This window comes from Azospira inquinata (genome assembly GCF_018905915.1).
GTDB classification, from domain to species: Bacteria; Pseudomonadota; Gammaproteobacteria; order Burkholderiales; family Rhodocyclaceae; genus Azospira; species Azospira inquinata.
Map to the genome: position 1 here is coordinate 2,982,438 of NZ_CP064782.1, position 21,741 is coordinate 3,004,178.

17 protein-coding genes are annotated in these 21,741 nt (G+C 62.2%); 12 read left to right on the plus strand and 5 right to left on the minus strand.

Translation table 11 applies throughout. From position 1 onward, the window contains the following. Positions 1 to 6: 6 nt before the first annotated feature. From Azoinq_RS13550 to Azoinq_RS13600, 11 genes are all read left to right on the plus strand, one after another. On the plus strand, positions 7 to 717 hold the full coding sequence (locus Azoinq_RS13550; RefSeq protein ID WP_216128373.1) for a succinate dehydrogenase iron-sulfur subunit: 711 nt from the start codon (positions 7 to 9) through the stop codon (positions 715 to 717). Continuing rightward, complete coding sequence (locus tag Azoinq_RS13555) at positions 717 to 959, plus strand: FAD assembly factor SdhE (protein ID WP_216128372.1); 243 nt, start codon at positions 717 to 719, stop codon at positions 957 to 959. Before Azoinq_RS13550 ends, Azoinq_RS13555 begins: the two co-directional genes overlap by 1 nt. A 78-nt stretch (positions 960 to 1,037) precedes the next feature. Then, positions 1,038 to 2,333: a citrate synthase gene (gene gltA / locus Azoinq_RS13560; RefSeq protein WP_216128371.1), complete on the plus strand. Its 1,296-nt coding sequence runs from the start codon at positions 1,038 to 1,040 to the stop codon at positions 2,331 to 2,333. Between the two features lie 119 nt (positions 2,334 to 2,452). Continuing rightward, positions 2,453 to 5,281: a 2-oxoglutarate dehydrogenase E1 component gene (locus tag Azoinq_RS13565; protein ID WP_216128370.1), complete on the plus strand. Its 2,829-nt coding sequence runs from the start codon at positions 2,453 to 2,455 to the stop codon at positions 5,279 to 5,281. 23 nt (positions 5,282 to 5,304) lie between these two features. Then, a complete protein-coding gene (odhB, locus tag Azoinq_RS13570; RefSeq protein WP_216128369.1) occupies positions 5,305 to 6,507 on the plus strand; it encodes a 2-oxoglutarate dehydrogenase complex dihydrolipoyllysine-residue succinyltransferase in 1,203 nt (400 codons plus the stop codon). A gap of 99 nt (positions 6,508 to 6,606) precedes the next feature. Beyond that, the gene (gene lpdA / locus Azoinq_RS13575; RefSeq protein WP_216128368.1) at positions 6,607 to 8,034 is read left to right on the plus strand and encodes a dihydrolipoyl dehydrogenase; all 1,428 of its coding nucleotides are present in this window, start codon (positions 6,607 to 6,609) and stop codon (positions 8,032 to 8,034) included. 90 nt (positions 8,035 to 8,124) lie between these two features. Next, positions 8,125 to 9,327: a cell division protein ZapE gene (gene zapE, locus Azoinq_RS13580; protein ID WP_216128367.1), complete on the plus strand. Its 1,203-nt coding sequence runs from the start codon at positions 8,125 to 8,127 to the stop codon at positions 9,325 to 9,327. A 27-nt stretch (positions 9,328 to 9,354) separates the two neighbouring features. Further along, on the plus strand, positions 9,355 to 10,254 hold the full coding sequence (locus tag Azoinq_RS13585) for a secretin N-terminal domain-containing protein (protein WP_216128366.1): 900 nt from the start codon (positions 9,355 to 9,357) through the stop codon (positions 10,252 to 10,254). A gap of 353 nt (positions 10,255 to 10,607) precedes the next feature. Continuing rightward, the gene (locus Azoinq_RS13590; protein ID WP_216128365.1) at positions 10,608 to 13,133 is read left to right on the plus strand and encodes a Lon protease family protein; all 2,526 of its coding nucleotides are present in this window, start codon (positions 10,608 to 10,610) and stop codon (positions 13,131 to 13,133) included. Between the two features lie 99 nt (positions 13,134 to 13,232). Further along, a complete protein-coding gene (locus Azoinq_RS13595) occupies positions 13,233 to 13,616 on the plus strand; it encodes a hypothetical protein (protein ID WP_216128364.1) in 384 nt (127 codons plus the stop codon). A 79-nt stretch (positions 13,617 to 13,695) separates the two neighbouring features. Next, on the plus strand, positions 13,696 to 14,460 hold the full coding sequence (locus tag Azoinq_RS13600; RefSeq protein ID WP_216128363.1) for a hypothetical protein: 765 nt from the start codon (positions 13,696 to 13,698) through the stop codon (positions 14,458 to 14,460). Between the two features lie 210 nt (positions 14,461 to 14,670). Here Azoinq_RS13600 and Azoinq_RS13605 read toward each other — a convergent pair whose 3' ends face one another. After that, positions 14,671 to 15,567, minus strand: coding sequence for a LysR substrate-binding domain-containing protein (locus tag Azoinq_RS13605; RefSeq protein ID WP_216128362.1), 897 nt, complete (start codon positions 15,565 to 15,567; stop codon positions 14,671 to 14,673). Positions 15,568 to 15,712: 145 nt separating this feature from the next. Here Azoinq_RS13605 and Azoinq_RS13610 point away from each other — a divergent pair, with 145 nt between their 5' ends. Beyond that, complete coding sequence (locus Azoinq_RS13610; RefSeq protein ID WP_232368497.1) at positions 15,713 to 16,765, plus strand: YeiH family protein; 1,053 nt, start codon at positions 15,713 to 15,715, stop codon at positions 16,763 to 16,765. 15 nt (positions 16,766 to 16,780) lie between these two features. On the opposite strand, the gene Azoinq_RS13615 is transcribed toward Azoinq_RS13610, so the two are convergent. The 4 genes from Azoinq_RS13615 to Azoinq_RS13630 all read right to left on the minus strand — a co-directional run bounded on the left by Azoinq_RS13615 (position 16,781) and on the right by Azoinq_RS13630 (position 21,732). Beyond that, positions 16,781 to 17,644 (minus strand): ABC transporter permease, encoded by an 864-nt coding sequence (locus tag Azoinq_RS13615; protein ID WP_216128361.1) that lies wholly within the window; start codon positions 17,642 to 17,644, stop codon positions 16,781 to 16,783. After that, positions 17,641 to 18,612: an ABC transporter permease gene (locus Azoinq_RS13620; RefSeq protein ID WP_216128360.1), complete on the minus strand. Its 972-nt coding sequence runs from the start codon at positions 18,610 to 18,612 to the stop codon at positions 17,641 to 17,643. Before Azoinq_RS13620 ends, Azoinq_RS13615 begins: the two co-directional genes overlap by 4 nt. A 52-nt stretch (positions 18,613 to 18,664) precedes the next feature. Beyond that, positions 18,665 to 20,227: an ABC transporter substrate-binding protein gene (locus Azoinq_RS13625; protein WP_216128359.1), complete on the minus strand. Its 1,563-nt coding sequence runs from the start codon at positions 20,225 to 20,227 to the stop codon at positions 18,665 to 18,667. Positions 20,228 to 20,457: 230 nt separating this feature from the next. Beyond that, positions 20,458 to 21,732, minus strand: coding sequence for an O-acetylhomoserine aminocarboxypropyltransferase/cysteine synthase family protein (locus tag Azoinq_RS13630; RefSeq protein WP_216128358.1), 1,275 nt, complete (start codon positions 21,730 to 21,732; stop codon positions 20,458 to 20,460). Between the last annotated feature and the right edge of the window lie 9 nt (positions 21,733 to 21,741).

Genomic DNA, 21,741 nt, shown 5'->3' on the forward strand with positions numbered 1-21,741 from the left:
AAAGATATGAGCAAACGTACCGTTCAATTCAAAGTTTATCGCTACGATCCGGACAAGGACGATGCGCCCTACATGCAGGACATTTCCGTGGAGCTGGAAGAAACGGATAAGAAACTGCTGGCAGCTCTGGTGCGCCTCAAGGCCAAGGACGATACCTTCTCCTTCCGCCGTTCCTGCCGGGAAGGGGTGTGCGGTTCCGACGCCATGAACGTCAATGGCAAGAACCGCCTCTCCTGCTTGACCAATGTGGACGAGTTGGCCCAGCCCATCGTGCTGCGGCCCTTGCCCGGACTGCCCGTCATCCGCGATCTGATCGTGGATATGACCCAGTTCTTCAAGCAATACCATTCCATCAAGCCCTACCTGATCAACAATGATCCGGCTCCCGAACGGGAACGGTATCAGTCTCCTGAAGATCGGGAAGAGCTGAACGGCCTCTACGAGTGCATCCTGTGCGCCTGCTGCTCCACGTCCTGCCCCTCCTTCTGGTGGAATCCGGACAAATTCGTGGGGCCCGCCGGTCTGCTGGCCGCCTATCGGTTCATCGCCGATACCCGGGACCAAGCGACCAACGAGCGTCTGGACAACCTGGAAGACCCGTACCGGTTGTTCCGTTGCCACACCATCATGAACTGCGTTGATGTTTGTCCGAAGGGTTTGAACCCCACCAAAGCCATCGGCAAGATCAAAGAGTTGATGGTTAAGCGCGCGGTCTGATGGAACGAGCAGAATACGAGCGCCTTCGCTGGCGCTGTATCCGTCGGGGCCTCCTCGAGTTGGACCTGAAGCTGACCAAATTCCTCGATGAGGAATTTGCCAAGCTGACGGACGAGGAGGTCCAGGCCTTCAAGGTCTTGGCGGAGATGGAGGATCTGGACCTCTGGTCGTTGATTGCCAGCGACCGGCAGGCCCCGGACCCGCGGCTTACCGGAATATTGGCCAAGCTGCGTAAGTGTTGAGTAAGGATACCGCGGCAACATCGCGGTTCCCTGCTTGTGTAGTAATGACCACCATATAACCATTACAGGGGCTGAAACATGAGCGAACGCAAAGCTACACTCTCAATTGAAGGCACGGATCCGGTCGATTTCCCGATTCTGACGCCCACCCACGGTAACGACTGCATCGACATTCGTACCCTGGGCGCCAAAACCGGTCACTTTACCTACGATTCTGGCTTTCTTTCCACCGCCAGCTGCAAATCCAAGATCACCTTCATTGATGGTGAAAAGGGTGAGTTGCTGTACCGTGGTTACCCCATCGAACAATTGGCCGAACAGTGCAACTTCCTTGAAGTCGCCTACCTGTTGAAAAACGGCGAATTGCCCAACGCCAAAGAGAAACTAGATTTTGAAAGCACCATCAAGTCCCACACGATGGTGCACGAACAGCTGGTGAAGTTCTTCCAAGGCTTCCGCCGGGACGCCCACCCCATGGCAATAATGGTTGGCGTGGTCGGCGCCCTGTCCGCCTTTTATCACGAAGCCCACGATTTCTCCGACGCGGAACATCGCAGCATCAGCTTTAACCGCATTGTGGCCAAGATGCCCACCATCGTGGCCCTGGCTTATAAGTACTCCCGCGGTGAGCCCCTGATGTACCCGCGCAATGACCTGGACTACACCGCCAACTTCATGCAAATGATGTTCGGCACCCCCTGCGAGACCTATGTCCCGAATCCGGTGCTGGTCCACGCCCTGGACGTGATTTTCACTCTTCACGCCGATCACGAGCAAAACGCCTCCACCTCCACGGTGCGCCTGGCCGGCTCCTCCGGTGCCAATCCCTTCGCCTGTATCTCTGCCGGTATCGCCTGTCTGTGGGGCCCGGCTCACGGCGGCGCCAATGAAGCCTGTCTGAAGATGCTGGAAGAAATCGGCGACGTTTCCCGGGTGGGCGAATACATCACCCGCGCCAAGGACAAGAGCGATTCCTTCAAGCTCATGGGCTTCGGTCACCGGGTCTACAAGAACTTCGACCCCCGGGCCAAGCTGATGCGCAAGGTCTGCAACGACGTGCTGACCGAACTGGGCCTGGAAAACAGCCGCCTCTTCAAGCTGGCCATGGCGCTGGAAAAGATCGCCCTGGAAGACGATTACTTCATCGAGAAGAAGCTCTACCCGAACGTGGACTTCTACTCCGGTATCGTCCAAAAGGCCCTGGGCATCCCCACCACCATGTTTACCTGCATCTTCGCCCTGGCGCGGACCGTGGGTTGGATGGCCCAGTGGGAAGAAATGATCTCCGATCCGGAATACAAGATCGGGCGTCCCCGTCAGCTCTACGTCGGTTCCGCCAAGCGGGACGTCGTCCCCCTGGCCGGCCGCAAGTAAGTCGGAAGAGGGGCGGGCGACCGCCCCTTTTTCGCATCGGATCGGCGGTTTTAACCGTCGGCCAGTTGGCTCCGACCACGGGGCCCAGAAAATAACATCACACCACACAGGTGATTGCCATGATGATGCAAAACTTAGGCACCTCCTATCTGTACGGCGGCAACGCGCCGTTCGTCGAGGAGTTGTATGAAAGCTATCTGGAGAATCCTGCCTCCGTTTCTGATGAATGGCGGGCTTACTTCGATAAGCTGTCCCAAATGCCCGGCGCAACCCCCCGGGACGTCCCCCATGCTCCCGTGATTGCTGCCTTCGCCGAACAGGCCAAGCACAACGCGGTGCGCACGGTGGCCGTGGATGGAGACAGCGGGAAAAAGCAGGTTTCCGTCCTGCAACTGATCAACGCCTATCGCTTCCTGGGGAACCGGTGGGCTGACCTGGACCCTCTGAAGCGCCATGAGCGGCCGGTGATCCATGAGCTGGAACCGTCTTTCTACGGGTTCAGCAATGCCGATCTGAACGAGACCTTTAATACGGGCTCCTTCAAAATGGGCCAGGACCGGGCCACGCTGAACCAGATTCTGGATGCCCTGCGGACCACCTATTGCAGCTCCATCGGCGTGGAATACATGCACATGACCGATACGGCGCAAAAGCGCTGGATTCAGGACCGGCTGGAGCCGATCCGGGGCATGGGCAACTACACGCCGGATCAGAAAAAGCACCTGCTGGAGCGTCTCACCGCTGCGGAAACCCTGGAACGTTACCTGCACACCAAGTATGTGGGGCAAAAGCGCTTCTCCCTGGAAGGGGGCGAAGCCCTGATCGTTTCCATGGACGAAGTGGTGCATACCGGCGCCGCCCAGTTCGGCATCCAGGAAGTGGTCATCGGCATGGCCCACCGGGGCCGGCTCAATGTGCTGGTGAATACCCTGGGTAAATCTCCCTCCCTGCTGTTTGCCGAATTTGAAGGCAAAAAGAAGGTGGATTTGTCCTCCGGGGACGTGAAGTACCACATGGGGTATTCCTCCGATGTGGGTACGGAAGGGGGCCCGGTCCATTTGACCCTGGCCTTTAATCCGTCCCACCTGGAAATCGTCAATCCGGTGGTGGAAGGTTCCGTCTTCGCCCGTCAGCGCCGTCGCGGTGGTGACGAAGCTGCCCATGCCCAGGTTCTGCCCGTGCTCATCCACGGGGATGCGGCGGTGGCCGGTCAGGGCGTGAATCAGGAAATGCTGAACTTCTCCCAAACCCGGGGCTATGGCACGGGGGGCACCCTGCACATTGTGGTGAACAACCAGATCGGTTTCACCACCTCCGACCCCCGGGATAGCCGTTCCTCCCTGTACTGCACGGACATCTTCAAGATGGTGGAATTGCCCGTATTCCACGTCAATGGGGACGATCCGGAAGCCGTGTCCCTGGTGACCCGTCTGGCCCTGGAATTCCGTCAGACCTTCAAGAAGGATGTGGTGGTGGACATCGTCTGCTTCCGCAAACTGGGCCATAACGAGCAAGACGAGCCCATGGTCACCCAGCCTTTGATGTACAAGAAGGTGCACGCCCATCCGGGTAGCCGCAAGGTTTACGCGGACAAGCTGGTGGCCCAAGGGGTGCTGTCCGCCGATGGTCCGGACCAAATGGTCAAGGACTACCGGGCCGCTCTGGACCAGGGCAAGCTGTTGGCCGATCCGGTGCTTTCTAACTACAAGCGCCAATTTGCCAACGACTGGTCTCCCTACATCAACAAGAAGTACACCGAACTGGGCAATACCAAGGTTGCCAAGAAGGAACTGCAACGGCTGGCCCAACGCCTGACCGCTGTGCCGGATACCTTCACCCTCCATTCCCGGGTCAAGAAAATCATCGAAGACCGGGCCGCCATGGGTGCAGGCAAGCTGCCGGTGGACTGGGGGATGGCTGAAAACCTGGCCTATGCTTCCCTGCTCACCTCCGGCTACGGCATTCGGATTACCGGTGAAGACGTGGGGCGGGGAACGTTCTTCCACCGCCACGCCATTCTCCACGATCAAAACCGGGAAAAGTGGGATTCGGGCATTTACGTGCCCCTGGCCAATCTGCAAGACAAGCAGGCCACCATTCAGTGCTTCGATTCCGTGCTGTCCGAAAACGCGGTCATGGCTTTTGAATACGGCTATGCCACGGCGGAACCCAATGAACTGGTGATCTGGGAAGGCCAGTTTGGCGACTTCGCCAACGGCGCCCAGGTGGTGATCGACCAGTTCCTCTGCTCCGGGGAAGCCAAATGGGGCCGGGCCTGTGGTCTGACCCTGCTGCTCCCCCACGGCTACGAAGGCCAAGGTCCGGAACACTCCTCCGCCCGCCTGGAACGGTACATGCAGCTTTCCGCCGAGTTCAACTGGGAAGTCTGCTACCCCTCCAACGCGGCCCAGATTTTCCACCTGCTGCGTCGGCAAATGGTGCGCAAGCAACGCAAGCCCTTGATCGTCATGACGCCCAAGTCCTTGCTGCGCAACCCCCTGGCCACCTGCTCCCTGGACGAACTGGCGAACGGCACCTTCCAGACCATCATCGGTGAAACCGAGAAGGTGGATGCCAAGAAGGTGACCCGGGTCGTGGCCTGCGCCGGCAAAATTTATTACGACCTGGTGACCGCCCGCAACGAACGCAAGCTGAACAACATCGTTCTGCTTCGGGTGGAACAACTCTATCCCTTCGACGACCGCCGCTTTGATGAAGAGCTGTCCAAGTACCCCAATGCCAAGGAATTGGTGTGGTGCCAGGAAGAGCCCCTCAATCAGGGCGCCTGGTACGCCAAGACCCACCGGCTGCAAGCGGCCCTGAAGAAGGGGCAAACCCTGCACGTGGTGGCTCGTCCGGCCGCCGCCGCGCCGGCCGTCGGTTACCTGGCCAAGCACGTGGAACAGCAAAAGGCTGTGGTGGATCAAGCCCTGGGCAAACTTAACTAACGAGACACAAGGATACGTAGATCATGATTATCGACGTCAAAGTGCCGCAACTCTCCGAGTCCGTCGCCGAAGCGACCCTGGTTTCCTGGCACAAAAAGGAAGGCGAAGCTGTCGCCCGGGACGAAAACCTGATTGATATTGAAACTGATAAGGTGGTGTTGGAATTGCCGGCTCCCGACGCTGGGGTGATCGTCAAGATCATCAAGGGCGACGGGGAAACCGTGGTGGCGGGCGAAGTGATCGCCCAGCTGGATACGGAAGCCAAGGCGGCTGCCGGTGCCGCTGCTGCGGCTCCCGCTCCGGCACCTGCGGCTGCTCCCGCGCCCGTGGCGGCGGCCCCTGCCGCTGCCGTGGCCGCTGGTACCGCCAGCCCGGCTGCCCGCAAGATCCTGGAAGAAAAGGGTGTGTCCGCCGCCAGCGTGGAAGGCTCCGGCCGGGGTGGTCGGGTCACCAAGGAAGATGCGGTGGCTGCCCAGGCCAAGCCCGCTCCTGTGGCCGCTCCCGCCGTGGAAATCCCCCTGGGCGAACGGTCCGAACAACGGGTGCCCATGAGCCGTCTGCGGGCCCGGATCGCCGAACGGCTGATCCAGTCCAAGAACGAAAATGCCATCCTCACCACGTTCAACGAAGTGAACATGGGGCCCATCATCGCTCTGCGCAAGCAGTACGGTGAAAAGTTCGAAAAGACCCATGGCGTGCGCCTGGGCTTCATGGGCTTCTTCGTCAAGGCGGCCGTGGCTGCCCTGCAAAAGTACCCCATCGTCAATGCCTCCGTGGATGGCACGGACATTATCTACCACGGCTACATCGACATCGGTATTGCCGTGGGTTCCCCCCGGGGCCTGGTGGTGCCCATCATCCGTAACGCGGATCAGCTGTCCATCGCCGAAATCGAAAAGAAGATTGCTGAATTCGGCGCCAAGGCCAAGGACGGCAAGCTGTCCATTGAAGAACTGACCGGCGGCACCTTCTCCATCTCCAACGGTGGGGTGTTCGGTTCCATGCTCTCCACCCCCATCATCAATCCGCCCCAATCCGCCATTCTGGGCATTCACGCCACCAAGGAACGGCCGGTGGTGGAAAACGGCCAAGTGGTGATTCGCCCCATCAATTATCTGGCCATGTCCTACGACCACCGGATCATTGACGGTCGGGAAGCGGTGCTTGCCCTGGTGGCCATGAAGGAAGCCCTGGAAGATCCGACCCGCCTGCTCCTCGGGGTCTAATTCCGCCTTTCCTTAATCCCTAACGCACGGAGATCGCCGGGAGGCGAAGGCCAGAAGCCTTCCCCCTCTCCGCGGTCTCCTCGTCTAAAGAGGTGTTCCATGTCTAACAAGCAATTCGACGTTCTCGTCATCGGCGGCGGCCCCGGCGGTTATGTGGCGGCCATTCGGGCGGCCCAGTTGGGCTTTTCCGTAGCCTGCTGCGAATCCAATCCCTATGCGGACCCCAAGGGGGAACCCCGGCTCGGCGGCACCTGCCTGAACGTGGGCTGCATTCCCTCCAAGGCCCTGCTGCACACTTCCCACCTGTTCGAGGAAGCGGCTCACAGCTTTGCCGGTCAGGGCATCAAAATTGGCAAGCCCAGCATTGACGTGCCCGCCATGGTGGCCCGCAAGGATCAGGTGGTGACCCAGCTGACCTCCGGCATCAAGGGCCTGTTCAAGAAAAACAAGGTGACCCAGCTCAACGGCCACGGCAGCTTCGTGGGCCAGGGCGGTACCGGTTGGCAGGTCAAGGTGGGTGAAGAAGTGGTGGAAGCCAAGCAGGTCATCGTGGCCACCGGCTCCAAGCCTCGCCATCTGCCCAATGTGAAGGTGGACAACAAGGTGGTCATGGACAACGAAGGGGCCCTGGCCCAGCAGTCCGTGCCCAAGACCCTGGCCATCATCGGCGCCGGGGTGATCGGCCTGGAAATGGGCTCCGTGTGGCGCCGTCTGGGTTCCGAAGTCACGGTGCTGGAAATGGCTCCCGATTTCCTGCCCATGGCTGACCAGGACGTGGCCAAGGAAGCCCTGAAGCTGTTCACCAAGCAAGGCATGAACTTCCAGATGGGCGTCAAGATCGGCGACATCAAGGCTGGCAAGAAGGGCGTGGCCATTGCCTACACGGACAAGGACGGCAAGGCCCAGTCCCTGGACGCGGAACGGCTGATCGTTTCCGTGGGCCGTATTCCCAACACGGACGGCCTGGGCGCCGACAAGGTGGGTTTGCAGCTGGACGACCGGGGCCGGGTGGCGGTGGATGCCCATAACCGGACCAATCTGCCCGGTGTGTGGGCCATCGGCGACGTGGTGGCCGGACCCATGCTGGCCCACAAGGCCATGGAAGAAGGGGTTGCCGTGGCGGAAACCATGGCCGGACAAGCCGGTCACGTGGATTTCTCCACCATTCCCTCGGTCATCTACACCAACCCGGAAATTGCCTGGGTGGGCAAGACCGAACAACAGCTCAAGGCGGACGGCGTGGCCTACAAGGTCGGCAAAATCCCCTTCCTGGCCAATGGCCGGGCTTTGGGCATGGGGGAACCCAGCGGTTTCGTAAAAATGCTGGCGGACGCCAAGACGGATCGCATCCTGGGGGTCCATATCATCGGCGCCAATGCTTCCGAGCTGATTTCCGAAGGGGTGCTGTCCCTGGAATTCTCCGCCGCCTCCGAAGACCTGGCCCGCATCTGCCACGCCCACCCGACCCTGTCGGAAGCGGTGCATGAAGCGGCCCTGGCTTGCGACAAGCGCGCCCTGCATTTCTAAGGCGGGCCCAGTCCCGAAAAGGCGAGGTCTTGCACCTCGCCTTTTTCTTGTCCATGCTTCCTGTTCGTACCCCTTAAAAAGAAAAAGCCCATGCCTCCCCATCGCATACTGAACGTCCCCGAAAACGGCATGTTGGATGCCTACCAGGCGGTCCTGGCCGCCCGTGGCTACCAGGCCGACGAGGCCCAACTGGCCGCCGCTCGGCGCTTGCAGGAGCTCTACACCGGGCTCCTGGAATTCAAGGCTGCCCGCCGCTCCCCCCTGCGCAAAATGCTGTCTCGGGCCCAGCCCCCCAAGGGCGTCTATTTCTGGGGCGGGGTGGGGCGGGGCAAGAGCTTTCTCATGGACTGCTTTTTTGATGCCGTGCCTTACCGGCGTAAAAAACGCATCCACTTCCACGCCTTTATGCGCCAGGTCCATGAGCGGCTCCTGGCCCTGAAAGGGGCGGTGGATCCCCTGGCCCAGGTAGCAGACCAGATTGCCAAGGAAACCCGGCTGCTGTGCTTTGACGAATTCCACGTTTCCGACATCGCCGACGCCATGATGCTGGGCCGCCTCCTGGAATCCCTTTTCGAGCGGGGGGTGGTGCTGGTGATGACCTCCAATTACCCGCCGGACGACCTCTATCCCAACGGCCTGCAACGCATGAATTTCCTGCCCACCATTGCCCTCATCAAGGAGCGTCTGGACGTGATCCGGGTGGATGCGGGAGTGGATTACCGGATGCGTACCCTGGAGCAGGTAGAAACCTTCATGCACCCCGCGGATGCGGCAGCGGAAGGCAAGCTAGAAGCTTATTTCCGCCAGCTGGCCGGGGCCGACGGGCGCAAAGGGGGCAAGCTGGACGTGCTCGGCCGTCCCATTCCGGTGATCCGCCAGGCGGGCCATGTGGCCTGGTTCTCCTTTACCGCCCTGTGTGACGGGCCCCGCTCCCAGAACGATTACCTGGAACTGGCCCGGCGTTTCCACACCGTGCTCATTTCCAAAATCCCCAAAATGGGGGCCGCCCAGCGGGATATGGCCCGGCGCTTTACCTGGTTGGTGGATATTTTTTACGACCACAGGGTGAAACTGATCGCCACGGCGGATTGCGTGGCGGAGGACCTGTATACCGAAGGCACCCATGCCACGGAATTTTTCCGCACCGCCAGCCGGCTGACCGAAATGCACTCCAAGGAATACCTGGCCGAACCCCATCTGGGCAGCCTGGAAAAAAGCGGGATGGGTGGGGCGGTCGCCGAAGCGGAGGCTGGGGCTCCGTCTACTTCTGACGCCCCAGACGCTTCGGAATAGGACTGCCCCCGGGGCAGGGAAGGGCTGATGATGAGCGCAAAAAACCAAGAGGGGCGGCCCGGGCGGGGCTGGCTGGGGCTGTGCCTGCTTTGTCTGGGGCTATTCCTGTCCTCTGGCCTTCGGGCCCAGCAGGAGGTGGAAATCCTTCCCCTGGCGCACCGCACGGTGGAGGAGGTGCTCCCCAGCCTGCGCCCCCTGCTGGAACCCGGGGCTGCCCTGTCCGGCATGAATAATCAGCTTATCCTCAAGGCCACGGCCCGTAACCGGGCCCAGATACGGCAGGCCCTGGCAGCCATCGACACTCCGCCCCGGCGGCTGGTGATCCGGGTCAGCCAGAGTCGGGATGACCGCTATAGCCGTCAGGGTGGGGCGATCTCCGGTGAAGTGGCCTCCCCTGGGGGGCGGGTGCGCATCATCCAGCCTTCTGGGGGCTCGGGGGGCGGCACCATTACCCTCCAGGGAGCCCGGGGTCAGGTGAGGGGGGATTTGTCCGACCGCCAGGGGGCCTCTTCCCGTCAGGTAGAGCAGATGGTCCAGGTGGTGGAAGGGGGCCAGGCTTACATTCAGGTGGGCTATTCCCTCCCCGTGCCCCTGCATCAGGTGCGTTGGGGCCCCAACGGCCCGGTGCGGGATACCACGGTGATTTATCGGGACATCGGCCAGGGGTTTTACGCCCAGCCCCGGGTGGTGGGCCATCGGGTAAGCCTGGATATCAGCCCCCGGAACGACACACCGGGCCGCTGGGGGCCGGGTAGTGCGGAAGTTCAGGAACTCAGCACCACGGTTTCCGGGCCCCTGGGAGAATGGCTGCCCCTGGGCAGCAGCGCTCAGTCCGGCACCAGCCAGAGCCGGAGCTGGAACGGGGGGGAAGGGGAGCAGGTGCAGCAGTCGGGCACAGTGTGGATCAAGGTGGAGGAGCTGCCCTAGGCGGCTCGAGGCTTGGGGCACCCCTCGGGGGCAGCGCTCCCTTCTCTCTGTCCGTGGGGCCCAGGCGGCAGGGGCGAGGGGCGGTTGAAGCCACCGGTCTGGGGGCTTGGCGCTAGAAGTGGGGGCCTGATCTAACCGTTTCCCGTTTTGACAGTGCTGGAGGTGCAGATCAAGCCGGAACTTTTCCCCCTTAAGCCGAGGATGGGACCACCGCCATTTTTTCTACCCGCGCTGAGCAGGCATCCGCTTCCCCATCCCGTCCCCTTTCCCTGTAGAAGCCCGTGACGGGGGCGGGGCCGGGGTGCTAACCTCGGAACTCTTGTCTTTTTACAAGCCCAAATAACTCGTCGCCCATGTCCGATCTCACCTCCCCTTCCCTCCGCTTAACCCCCGCCCAGCTGTTTACCCCCTGCAATCCGGATCATTTGCCCTTTGTCTCCAGCGACGAGCTGGAAGACCTGGGAGCGGAATTCGCCCATGACCGGGCTGTGGAGGCCCTGCGCTTTGGCCTGGAATACCGCCGATCCGGCTACAACGTCTTTGTGCTGGGGGAACCGGGCAGTGGCCGTCACGCCCTGGTACGTCGTCTCATCGGGGAAGCGGATGGGGTGGAGCCCCTGTCCGACTGGTGCTACGTCAATAATTTTGCCGATGCCACCCGGCCCCAGCTCATGCGCCTGCCCGCCGGGCGGGGCGCTAAGCTGCGGGACGACATGCAGCATTTCGTCGCCGAGCTGGGCCCGGCTATTGCCGCCGCCTTTGAAAGCGACGAATACCGGTCCACGGTGGATGCCCTCCAGGAGGAATCCAAGCAGAAGGAAGAGGGGGCCCTGCGGGAACTGGGGCGGGAATCCCTGAAACAGGGGGTGGCCCTGCTGCGTACCACGGAAGGCTTTGCCTTCGCCCCGGCCAAGACGGACGAGGAAACCTACTCCCAGGAAGAATTCGATCAGTTGCCGGAGGAGCGCAAGGCCGCCCTGGAAAAGACCATCGCCGCCTTTGAGGAACGCTTGCACAAGCTCCTGGGCCAGTTTCCCCGGTGGCGCCGGGAATTGCAGGGCAAGGTCAAGGAAACCAGCCGGGAAGCCATGCGCCGGGCCGTGGGCCACGCCATTGAGGAACTCAAACCCGCCTACGCCGATCTGCCTCTGGTGATCACTTTCCTGGAAGCGGTGCTCCACGACGTGGTGGAAACGGGGGATACCCTGCGGGATTCCCAGCGCCAGGAAGGGGAAATGGAAAATCTCCTCTTTTCCGGCGCCATTTCCGTCCAGCGTTATCTGGTCAATCTTTTTGTGGATAACGGCCAGACCCAGGGCCAGCCCCTGATCTGCGAAAGCCTGCCCACCTATCAGAATCTGGTGGGCCGGGTGGAGCACATCGCCCACCTGGGTACCCTGGTGGCCAATTTCACCCTGATCAAGGCCGGGGCCTTGCAACGGGCCAATGGGGGCACCCTGGTGCTGGACGCGGCCAAGCTGCTGGCCCAGCCCTACGCCTGGGACGGTCTGAAGCGGGCCTTGCAGGCTGGGGTGGCGCGCATTGAATCCTTAGGGGAAATCTACGGCCTGGCCAGCACCCAGCAACTGGAGCCGGAAGCCATTCCCCTGGACGTGAAGGTGGTGCTCATCGGGGACCGGATGACCTACTATCTGCTGTCCGAAATGGACCCGGAATTCGCCGCCCTTTTCAAAGTGGCGGCGGATATGGAAAGCGAGGTGGAGCGCAGCAGCGACAACACGGTGCTCTACGCCCGCCTGCTGGCTACCCTGGGGCGCCGGGAAAAGCTCCGCCCCCTGACCCGGGAAGCGGTGGCCCGTTGTATCGAATACGCCGCCCGATTGGCGGAAGACCGGCAACGTCTCACCACCCGCACCCGGCTCCTGGCGGACCTGCTGCGGGAGGCGGATTTCCGGGCTGGAAAGGCGGCCAGTCCGGTGCTGGACCGCCTCCATGTGGAACAGGCCATGGCCGCCATGATCCATCGGGCCGACCGGGTCCGGGAAAAGCAGCACGAAGCCATTTTGCGCAATACCCTGATGATCGCCACGGACGGCCAGCAGGTGGGCCAGATCAACGGCCTGGCCGCCATCGAACTGGGGGAATTTACCTTCGCCCACCCGGTACGCATTACCGCCGCCGTGCGCATGGGGGAAGGGGACATGGTGGATATTGAGCGGGAAGTGGAGCTGGGCGGGCCCCTCCACTCCAAGGGCATGATGATCCTTACCTCCTTCCTGGCTTCCCGCTTTGGCCGGAGCACCCCCCTGTCCCTCAACGCCAGCATCGTTTTCGAGCAGTCCTACGGCGAGGTGGATGGGGATAGCGCCTCCCTGGCGGAACTCTGCGCCCTGCTGTCCGGGGTGGCCCTGGTGCCCATTCACCAATCCCTGGCGGTGACCGGCTCGGTGAACCAGTTGGGCCAGGTCCAGCCCATTGGGGCGGTGAATGAAAAAATCGAAGGCTTTTTCGACATCTGCCAGGCCCGTGGCCTGACCGGTAGCCAGGGGGTAATCATCCCCGCCAGCAATGTCCAGCACCTCATGCTGCGCCAGGACGTGGTGGCCGCCGTGGCCGATGGCCGCTTCCACATCTATGGGGTGAATGACGTGGATCAGGCCATAGAACTCCTTACCGGCGTGCCCGCCGGGGAGCCCAATGACCAGGGCGAAGTGCCGGAAGGCACGGTGAATTATCTGGTGGCCATGCAACTCACCCAGATGGCCACCATGCGCAAGGCCCTAAGCGAACCCACGCCCCATAAACGGAAGCCCCGCAAGAAGGCGGCGGAAGGGGAAGGGGAGAAAAAGCCCCAGCCGGAGAAAAAGCCGGAGGGGGATAAAAAGCCTGGTGAGGATAAGGGGGCTGCCAGCCTTTAGGATGGGCCTAGTAAGATGGGCCCTCTCAAATAGATATTATGCGGGGGAGAAAACCTGAAAAATTGAAGTCAACTTTACGTTGGGTCTAGGAAGAGAATCATGACTACACTTCGATCACTTCTGGAAGAAATTAAAATGGGCCGAAAAAGATTTCGGCCAGCAAGCACTAATGAAGCCGATATGTTGGACTTCCAACCCATAGCGAAACTAATTGACTACGCGAATACCGAAGGGTTTCTGGAAAGTTATGTGCCCCATAAGGAAAGCGCAACCGGAAATTGCTGGTATGACTTGGTTGTTGTCAATGGCGGGTTAAGCCATAAAGGCGGATTGTTCTTGGAAAAGCTGAACATTGAAACAGAGGAGAAGATCGAGAGTATCATCCAACTCAAACCAAGTATTTACGGTATCGGAATTGATTTAATTGCCCTTTGGAGAGCACTTTGGAATCGTTGGAAGAATTGGAAGAATCGTAAAAAGTAGGCTAATAAATTAATCAACCGGACGCGAAAAGGGGTGCGCTTTTTGATGCCTAGTTATTTCTAAGGTTAGGCGGCGGAATATGCTTCCCCCTGAATTACCTTCTCCTGTTTCGTTGCCTTGGACCGAGGCGTTGCGGTCAATTGGCGAAGTTGTGGCGCGCGCTATGCAGGCCTTCGGGGCCAACGTACTACCCTCGGTCGTTGCCCTTGCAGAAGGCATAAGGAAGCTCCCGGATGAATTGCGCCCCATGGTTCGCTCCTTGGCTGAACGTGGCTGGTTTATTTCCGGTGAAATGGGCATGTCCGAACTGCGCCAGTTCCAACACTTGTCAGGCTCTTCTACCCCGGAAAAATTGGACGCCATGTTGGCGCAATGGATCGAGAATGAAATTGATCGTATCTATGCAACCGCTGTGCAGTATTTTCCGAAGCGTCAAGCCATATTGGCCGCCGCCTTTAATGCGCATAAAACCGGCGTATATGAACTGTCTATTCCTGTGCTTTTGATACAGGTCGAAGGCATGTGCATCGAGATTCTGGGAAGGAAGTTGTTCGCCACGAAAGATGGAATTCCGAGAACAAAAGAAGCGACAGATGCGCTAATCAACGGGGCGTTCTCTGAGGTCATTTTCCTTCCACTGAGGGAAGCAAACGGCCTTACTGCTAGCGACAATACAAGAAGCAACTGGCCCAATTCTCCCAATCGGCATGAGATTCTGCACGGCATCTCTACAGAATATCCTAGCAAGTTAAATAGCCAGAAAGCCCTTTCCTTGTTGGAGTACTTCGTGACTTTCGTTGCGGCAGAAAAGGCGGAGGCGCCAAGTGGCACATCTGCCGCTTAATCCTTCTGTCAACACGGACCTTGCGTACAAGACTGCGTACGGTCGGTTACCTCCACGCTAGATTTCAAATCTCTCTCCTGCGTTTATTGAGCGCTTCGAGACCACTGCTCCAGAGTTTGACACGAGCGGTGACGCAAAGGCGTTCAAGGACCAATGCCCAACTTCTTCTTCCGCCGGACCTGCCCGATAAAGCCGTGCAGGCTGGTGACTTCAGACCGTGGCTTCCATACCTTCAAAATCCACCCCACACAAAGCCAGCAGAGCCTGAATCCCGGCGCCGGGGAATTTTTCTGGGTGCATGACTATTTGTAGTTCCCGGTCCAGTTTGAGAAACGGGGTTTCCACCGGGGCTAGCCAACCGGCCCGGAAGGGGTCTTCCAGCTCCAGGGCGGAAAGGCAGCCCAGGCCTAGGCCGGCCCGTACCGCCTGGCGGATGGCTTCCGGCTGTTCCAGTTCCAGGGACAGGTTGGGGGTGAGTCCCAGATTGCCCAGGGCCCGCTCGAAAATTTCCCGGGTGCCCGAGCCATTTTCCCGCACCACCCAGGTGGCCCGGGCCAGATCCCCCGGGGTGGCGGTGCCCCCGGCCAGGGGGTGATCCAGGGGGGCAAAAACCACCAGTCGGTCCTGGCGCCAGGGGAAATGGCGCAGCCGGGCGTTGCCCAGGGGGCCTTCGATAAAGCCCAGGTCGATGCGAAAGGCTTCCAGATCGGCCTGAACCTGTTCCGTGTTGTGCAGCTTTAAATCCACCTGGGATTGGGGGTAGCGGCGCAGTAATTCCCCCAGCACGGGGGGGAGAAGATGGTTGCCGATGGTCAGGCTGGCCCCCAGGTGGAGGAGAAAGGCCCCAGGGCCCGGGGCTGGGGCTTCCATGTCCCGCACCCGGTCCAGCACTTCCTGGGCCTGGGGTAGCAGCTGGCGGCCCGCCTCGTTGAGCAGGAGCTGGCGCCCCACTCGGTCGAACAGGCGCCGGTCCAGTTGCCGCTCCAGGTCCCCCAGGGCCATGCTGGCGGCGGCCTGGGTCAGGGCCACGGCCTCGGCGGCCCGGGTGACGTGGCCATGGGCGGCGATGGCGGCGAATACTTCCAATTGGCGCAGGGTGATTTTCATGGGCGGGCGTGCATGGGAAGGGGGGATTGGGGGCGCTGATTCCCCATGGGGGGGCGCCATTTTGGGCGCCGGTCAGAAATTGATAAGAATGCCTGATTAATTTTATAAGAAATATACGTTTTACGGATCATATCAGGACAAGCTAATGTGCGGCCGTCTTGATACGGAAGGATGGTCCATGCAGCGTCTTGCCCATGTGTTTCCCGGTGTTCTGCTGATCGCCGGTCTGAGTCTGGCGGCCTATGTGTTGGCCGTGGGCGGCGGTCTGGCCCGTTATGGGGCCAGTTCCTTAACCCTGGCCATTGTCCTCGGAGCGGTGCTGGGCAATCTGCGGCCCCATTGGGTGACCGGTCGCTGCCACGGGGGCGTCCAGCTGGCCCAGAAAGAATTTCTGCGTACCGGGGTGGCCTTGTACGGCTTTAACCTGAGCCTGCAACAGATTCTCCAGGTGGGCAGTTCGGGCATTGTGGTGGATTTGCTCCTGGTGTCTTCCACCCTGGCCATGGGCTGGTGGATCGGCACCCGCCTGCTCAAGCTGGATAAGGAAACCGTGCTGCTTACCACGGCGGGCAGCGCCATCTGTGGGGCGGCGGCGGTGGTGGCCACGGTGCCTGTGCTGGGGGGGGATGGGGAGCGGGTGGCGGATAAAACCACCACGGCGGTGGCCACGGTGGTGCTGTTCGGCACCCTGGCCATGGTGCTGTATCCCTTGCTCCACGCCTGGACGGGTATCGACGGGCGGGTGTTCGGCGTCTATGTGGGCTCCACGGTCCATGAGGTGGCCCAGGTGGTGGCTATCGGTAGCACCATCGGCGGGGACACGGCCAGCAATGCGGTGATTGTGAAAATGATCCGGGTCATGCTCCTGGTGCCCTTTCTCCTGGGCCTGAGCTTTTTCTTGAGCCGTCGCCGTCAGGCTACCGGGGGTAAGGCCAAGATTGCCGTGCCCTGGTTTGCCGTGGCCTTCGTTGCCCTGGCTGGGGTGAATTCCCTCCACTGGCTGCCTGACGCCTGGGTCCAGGCCCTGCGTCTCCTGGGCGTGCTGCTGCTGACCGCTGCCATGGGGGCTCTGGGTTTGGGCACCACGGTGGCCAAGATGCGCAAGGCGGGCATGGGGCCCCTGTTGCTGGCGTCCGGGCTTTTTGCCCACCTGGTGCTGGTGGGGGGCGCCATTAACTGGCTGGTGGCTCGCTGGTAGGTTTGGGGCCGGTATTCAATCCCCGGCCACCAATTCCCCCAGCCGGTCCGCCGCCAGGGTGACGGCCACCACGGTGAGGGTGAGGACCAGGCCCGGGGTCAGGCTGATCCAGGTCTGGCCGGAAAAGAGGTAGGGAAAGCCGTTGGCCACCAGGCGCCCCAGGGTGGGCTGACCGGGGGGTGTCCCTAGGCCCAGGAAGGATAGGGTGGCCTCCAGGGTAATGGCACCGGCGAATTCCTGGGGCAGGAGCACTAGCAGGGGGGGCAGGCAGTTGGGCAGCAGATGGCGGCGGATCAGGGCCGGGGTGGAGAGGCCCAGGAGCCGGGCGCTATCCACGTAATCCTTGCGGCTTTCCCCCAGGGCCGCGCCCCGGGCGCAACGGGCAAAGTAGGCCCATTGGGAAAGGGCCAGGGCCAGGACGATTTTGTCCAGCCCCGGGCCGGTGAGAGCCAGGAGCACCAGGGCCAGGAGCAGGGCGGGAAAGGAGAGCTGTAAATCCACCAGGCGCATGAGCAGCCCATCCACCCAGCCGCCCCGAAATCCGGCCCAGAGGCCCGCCAGGGTGCCCAGGACGGCGCCCACCAGGGTGGCGCTGCCCGCCACGGCTAGACTGAGGCCCAGGCCGTAGGCTAGGGCGGACACCATATCCCGACCCTGGTCGTCGCTGCCCAGCCAGTAGGTGAAATGGCCCGTGGAGGCCGGGCTGCCCGGGGGCAGGCGGGAATCCAGAATGTCCAGGGCCGCCAGATCATAGGGGTTCTGGGGCACCAGGCTGGGCCCAAAGAGGGCGAAGGCCAGGAGGGGCAGGCCCAGGAGGAGGGCCAGTTGGCCCCGCCGGGTGGCGAGAAAGCGGTGGAGCAAAGGCCAGGCCGCCTTCATTTCCTTTCCCCTTCCCGAACCCGGGGGTCCAGCCAGCCGTGGAGCAGGTCCGCCACCAGATTGAGGCTTACGAAGAGGGCCGCAGCCAGGAGTAGATAGGCCACCACCACGGGACGGTCCAGGGCTGCGATGGCATCGATGAGGAGCTTGCCCATGCCGGGCCAGCCGAATACGGATTCGGTGACCACGGCGAAGGCGATCAGGCTGCCCAGTTCCAGGCCCAGCACGGTAATCAGGCCGGGCCAGAGGTTGGGGAGCAGGTGGCGGAACAGTAGGGTGGGGCCGGAAAGGCCCTTGGCCCGGGCGTAATTCATGTAAGCCTGGGCGGCGATATGGCGGGCGCCGCTCCGGGTCAGGCGGATCACCAGGGCCAGCCGGGCCAGGCCCAGGCTGAAGGCGGGCAGAACCAGGTGGCGCCAGCCGTCCAGGGTGAGAATGGAGAGGGGGATGCCAGCCACCGTCACCGTGGCGCCCCGGCCCCCCGGGGGCAGCCAGCCGCCCTGAACAGCGAAAATCAGGATCAGCAGAATGCCCACCCAGAAGGTGGGCAGGGCAAAGCCCAGGGTGGCCAGGGTGTCGATGAGGGGCACCAGACGGGAGCGGGGCTGCAGTCCGGCCCACAGCCCCAGGGGCAGCCCCAGGCCTAGGGCCAGGAGCAGGGCTGCGAAGGCCAGTTCCAGGGTGGCGGGCAGGCGCTCCAGAATGAGGCCCAGGGCCGATTCCCCGTAGAGGAAGGAATTGCCCAGGTCGCCCCGGCAGGCCCCGGCGAGGAAATGGCCATACTGGCGCCACCAGGGCTGATCCAGGCCCAACTGGTGCAGGATACGGGCCCGGTCGGCCTGGTCCGCCTGGGGATCCACCAGCAAATCCACCGGATTGCCGATGACGTGGATGGCGAGAAAGACCAGGGTGACCACCGCCAGCAGTACCAGCAGGCCATGGCCGAGACGGCGAAGAAAGAAGCTCATGGGCGGGGAAGGTCAGGGAAAGGGGGGCGGGGTGGCCGGGGCAAGGAGGGGCTCATCGGGGGCGGACCTGCCAGGCAAAGGTGAATTCATCCACCCGGGGCGGGTAGTTTAAGGGACGGCGCCAGGCCCAGGTGGCCACCTGATGATAGAGGGGCAGCACGGGCCGGTCTGTCAGGGCCAGGGCCATGGCCGTCTGGGTGGCGGCTTCCCGTTGGGGCGTCTGGACTGCCGTGAGGGCTGCTTCCAGAGCCCGGTCCAGGCGGGGATTGGTGTAAGCCCCCCAGTTCCAGGTGCCCCAGCCCCGGTCCGGGGCGGGGCTGGCCAGAAGGCTCCGCAGGGCGAAATCCCCGGCCAGGGAGCCCCAGCCCAGGAGCCCGGCGCTGAACTGGCTCTGGCGCAGGCGGCCAAAATACAGGCTGTAGGGCAGGGTCTGGGCCTGGGTGGCAACGCCGATGCGGCTGAAGAACTGGGCCAGGGCCAGGAGCACCCGCTCATCCCCGATATAGCGGCCCCGGGGGCCGTGGAGGGTGAGTTGGAAGCCCCGGGGATAGCCAGCCTCCGCCAGCAGGCGGCGGGCCCGGGCCGGATCGTAAGCCTCCATGGGTGCCTCCGGGCGATAGCCGGGAATGCCCGGGGCCACCAGATTGGCGGCGGGCAGGGCCAGATCATCCAGGAGCCGGTGGCACAGGGCCCGCCGGTCTATGGCCAGGGACAGGGCCTGACGTACCCGGGCGTCCCCCAGGGGATTCACCTTGAGGGGCTGGCCCTCCGGCCCTCGGATATCCGGGCTGGGGCGGGGAGCCAGATCCAGCTGCAACATCAGGGTGCGCCAGGAGACCCGCTGGCTGAGGGCAAAGCGGGGATCGATTTTCAGCCGGGGAATGTCCGGGGCGGGCACCGCTTCGATGCCATCCACATCCCCGGCCAGGAGGGCGGCGAGCCGGGCCCCGTCATTGGGGAGAAAGCGCAGGGTTACCCGCTCCCAGGGGGAAGCCGGGCCCCAGTAGCCGTCAAAGCGTTTCAGCTGTACGCCCACCCCCCGCTGGAAGCGCTCCAGGGTATAGGGGCCGCTACCCACCAGGGGGGCATTCCGCTCCCCGTCCCCCCAGGGACGGGCGCCGGCGGGGGCGTGGCGGGCGACGATGAAGATGGAGGCCAGGTCCAGGGGCAGGCCTCCGTAGGGCTGGGCCGTGGTAAGGCGTAGCACCAGGGGGGACAGGGCCCGCTTGGCCACAATGGTCTTGGTGAAGGGGGTAAAGGGCCCCGGGCTGTGGCTGAGAGTGGCGGGCCGGTCCAGGGAATAGAGCACATCCGCCGCTGTCAGGGGCGTGCCGTCATGAAAGCGTACCCCGGGGCGCAGCCGGAATTCCCATACCGTGGGACTCACTGCCCGCCAGGACAGGGCCAGGGCGGGCACCAGCCGCCCCTCCCCATCCACCCCCACCAGGGTGTCGTACAGATGGCTGGACAGGGCGATATTGGGCGCCGCATTGAGATAGTGGGGGTCCAGGGAGGACACCTCCGCCGCCAGCCCCAGGCGCAGTTCCGCTGCCCCGACCGGCAGGGCGATCAGGCAGAGACAGCAATGGAGACAGAGGAACAGCAGTCGGATCATGGTGTCAGGGATGGGGGGAGGCGGTCAGTCTACCTATTCCTGCCTGGAATGGGGGAGGGAAGGGGGCGCCTCTGAAGTCGGGGGAGGCAGGTGTCGAGGCTGGTCTCCCTACTGCCGGAGCCCTTCTTGGTCCAGGGGCGCAGGCGGGCTTTGTCGCCTCCGATGGCTGAATGGCGGGCACAAAAAAAGGCGGGGGAAAATCCCCCGCCTTTGGTTTGCGACCCAGGCCTTTAAACTGCCGCCAGGGCCTGATCCAGATCTTCGATCAAATCGTCGATGTGTTCGATGCCGATGGACAGGCGCACCGTGTCTTCCGTCACCCCGGCCTTGGCCAGTTCTTCCGGGGACAGCTGGCGGTGGGTGGTGGAGGCCGGGTGGGTGGCCAGGGACTTGGCGTCGCCGATATTCACCAGGCGGGTGAAGAGCTTCAGGGCATCCTGGAACTTGGCGCCCCCTTCCCGTCCGCCTTGGACGCCGAAGGTGAGAATGCCGGAGGGACGGCCCCCCATGTATTTTTCCGCCAGAGCGTGGTCCTTGTGATCCTTGAGACCGGCGTAATTGACCCAATTGACCTTCTTGTGGCCATTGAGGAATTCGGCAATTTTCTGGCTGTTGAAGGTGACCCGGTCCATGCGCAGGGGCAGGGTTTCAATGCCTTGCAGAATGAGGAAGGCGTTGAAGGGGGAGAGGGCGGCGCCGGTATTGCGCAGGGGCACGACCCGGGCCCGGCCGATGTAGGCCGCTTCGCCCAGGGCTTCGGTGTAGACCACCCCGTGGTAGGAAACATCCGGCTCATTGAGGCGGCGGAATTTTTCCTTGTGTTCGGCCCAGGGGAATTTGCCGCTATCCACGATGGCGCCACCGATGGAATTGCCATGGCCGCCCAGGTACTTGGTCAGGGAATGGACCACGATGTCGGCGCCGAATTCAAAGGGGCGGCACAGGTAGGGGGAGGGCACGGTGTTATCCACGATCAGGGGAATACCGTGCTTGTGGGCGATCTTGGCCAGCTGTTCGAAGTCGGTGATGTTGCCCAGGGGATTGCCGATGGATTCGGCGTAGATGGCCTTGGTCTTGGCGTCGATGAGCTTTTCGTAGGAAGCCGGGTCCCGGTAATCGGCAAAGCGCACCTGGATGCCGAACTGGGGCAGGGTGTGGGCGAACAGGTTGTAGGTGCCACCGTAGAGGGTGGTGGTGGAGATGATGTTATCCCCGGCCTCGGCGATGGTGAAAATGGAGTAGGTGACGGCGGCGGCACCGGAAGCCAGGGCCAGGGCACCTACGCCCCCTTCCAGGGCGGCGACCCGCTTTTCCAGCACGTCATTGGTGGGATTCATGATCCGGGTGTAGATGTTGCCCGGCACCTTCAGATCGAACAGGTCGGCCCCGTGTTGGGTGTTGTCGAAGGAAAAGGAAGTGGTCTGGTAGATGGGGACGGCCACCGCTTTGGTGGTGGGGTCCGGGGAGTAACCGGCATGGACGGCAAGGGTTTCGATTTTCGGCATCGGTAAACT

What these genes read in the sequence shown, in the direction of transcription:
- zapE (WP_216128367.1), top strand. Translation starts at nt 8,125, where the DNA reads ATGCCTCCCCATCGCATACTGAACGTCCCCGAAAACGGCATGTTGGAT.
- Azoinq_RS13590 (WP_216128365.1), top strand. Translation starts at nt 10,608, where the DNA reads ATGTCCGATCTCACCTCCCCTTCCCTCCGCTTAACCCCCGCCCAGCTG.
- Azoinq_RS13585 (WP_216128366.1), top strand. Translation starts at nt 9,355, where the DNA reads ATGATGAGCGCAAAAAACCAAGAGGGGCGGCCCGGGCGGGGCTGGCTG.
- Azoinq_RS13610 (WP_232368497.1), top strand. Translation starts at nt 15,713, where the DNA reads ATGTGCGGCCGTCTTGATACGGAAGGATGGTCCATGCAGCGTCTTGCC.
- Azoinq_RS13550 (WP_216128373.1), top strand. Translation starts at nt 7, where the DNA reads ATGAGCAAACGTACCGTTCAATTCAAAGTTTATCGCTACGATCCGGAC.
- odhB (WP_216128369.1), top strand. Translation starts at nt 5,305, where the DNA reads ATGATTATCGACGTCAAAGTGCCGCAACTCTCCGAGTCCGTCGCCGAA.
- Azoinq_RS13565 (WP_216128370.1), top strand. Translation starts at nt 2,453, where the DNA reads ATGATGATGCAAAACTTAGGCACCTCCTATCTGTACGGCGGCAACGCG.
- Azoinq_RS13615 (WP_216128361.1), bottom strand. Translation starts at nt 17,644, where the DNA reads ATGAAGGCGGCCTGGCCTTTGCTCCACCGCTTTCTCGCCACCCGGCGG.
- lpdA (WP_216128368.1), top strand. Translation starts at nt 6,607, where the DNA reads ATGTCTAACAAGCAATTCGACGTTCTCGTCATCGGCGGCGGCCCCGGC.
- Azoinq_RS13600 (WP_216128363.1), top strand. Translation starts at nt 13,696, where the DNA reads ATGCTTCCCCCTGAATTACCTTCTCCTGTTTCGTTGCCTTGGACCGAG.
- Azoinq_RS13630 (WP_216128358.1), bottom strand. Translation starts at nt 21,732, where the DNA reads ATGCCGAAAATCGAAACCCTTGCCGTCCATGCCGGTTACTCCCCGGAC.
- Azoinq_RS13555 (WP_216128372.1), top strand. Translation starts at nt 717, where the DNA reads ATGGAACGAGCAGAATACGAGCGCCTTCGCTGGCGCTGTATCCGTCGG.
- Azoinq_RS13605 (WP_216128362.1), bottom strand. Translation starts at nt 15,567, where the DNA reads ATGAAAATCACCCTGCGCCAATTGGAAGTATTCGCCGCCATCGCCGCC.
- Azoinq_RS13625 (WP_216128359.1), bottom strand. Translation starts at nt 20,227, where the DNA reads ATGATCCGACTGCTGTTCCTCTGTCTCCATTGCTGTCTCTGCCTGATC.
- Azoinq_RS13595 (WP_216128364.1), top strand. Translation starts at nt 13,233, where the DNA reads ATGACTACACTTCGATCACTTCTGGAAGAAATTAAAATGGGCCGAAAA.
- gltA (WP_216128371.1), top strand. Translation starts at nt 1,038, where the DNA reads ATGAGCGAACGCAAAGCTACACTCTCAATTGAAGGCACGGATCCGGTC.
- Azoinq_RS13620 (WP_216128360.1), bottom strand. Translation starts at nt 18,612, where the DNA reads ATGAGCTTCTTTCTTCGCCGTCTCGGCCATGGCCTGCTGGTACTGCTG.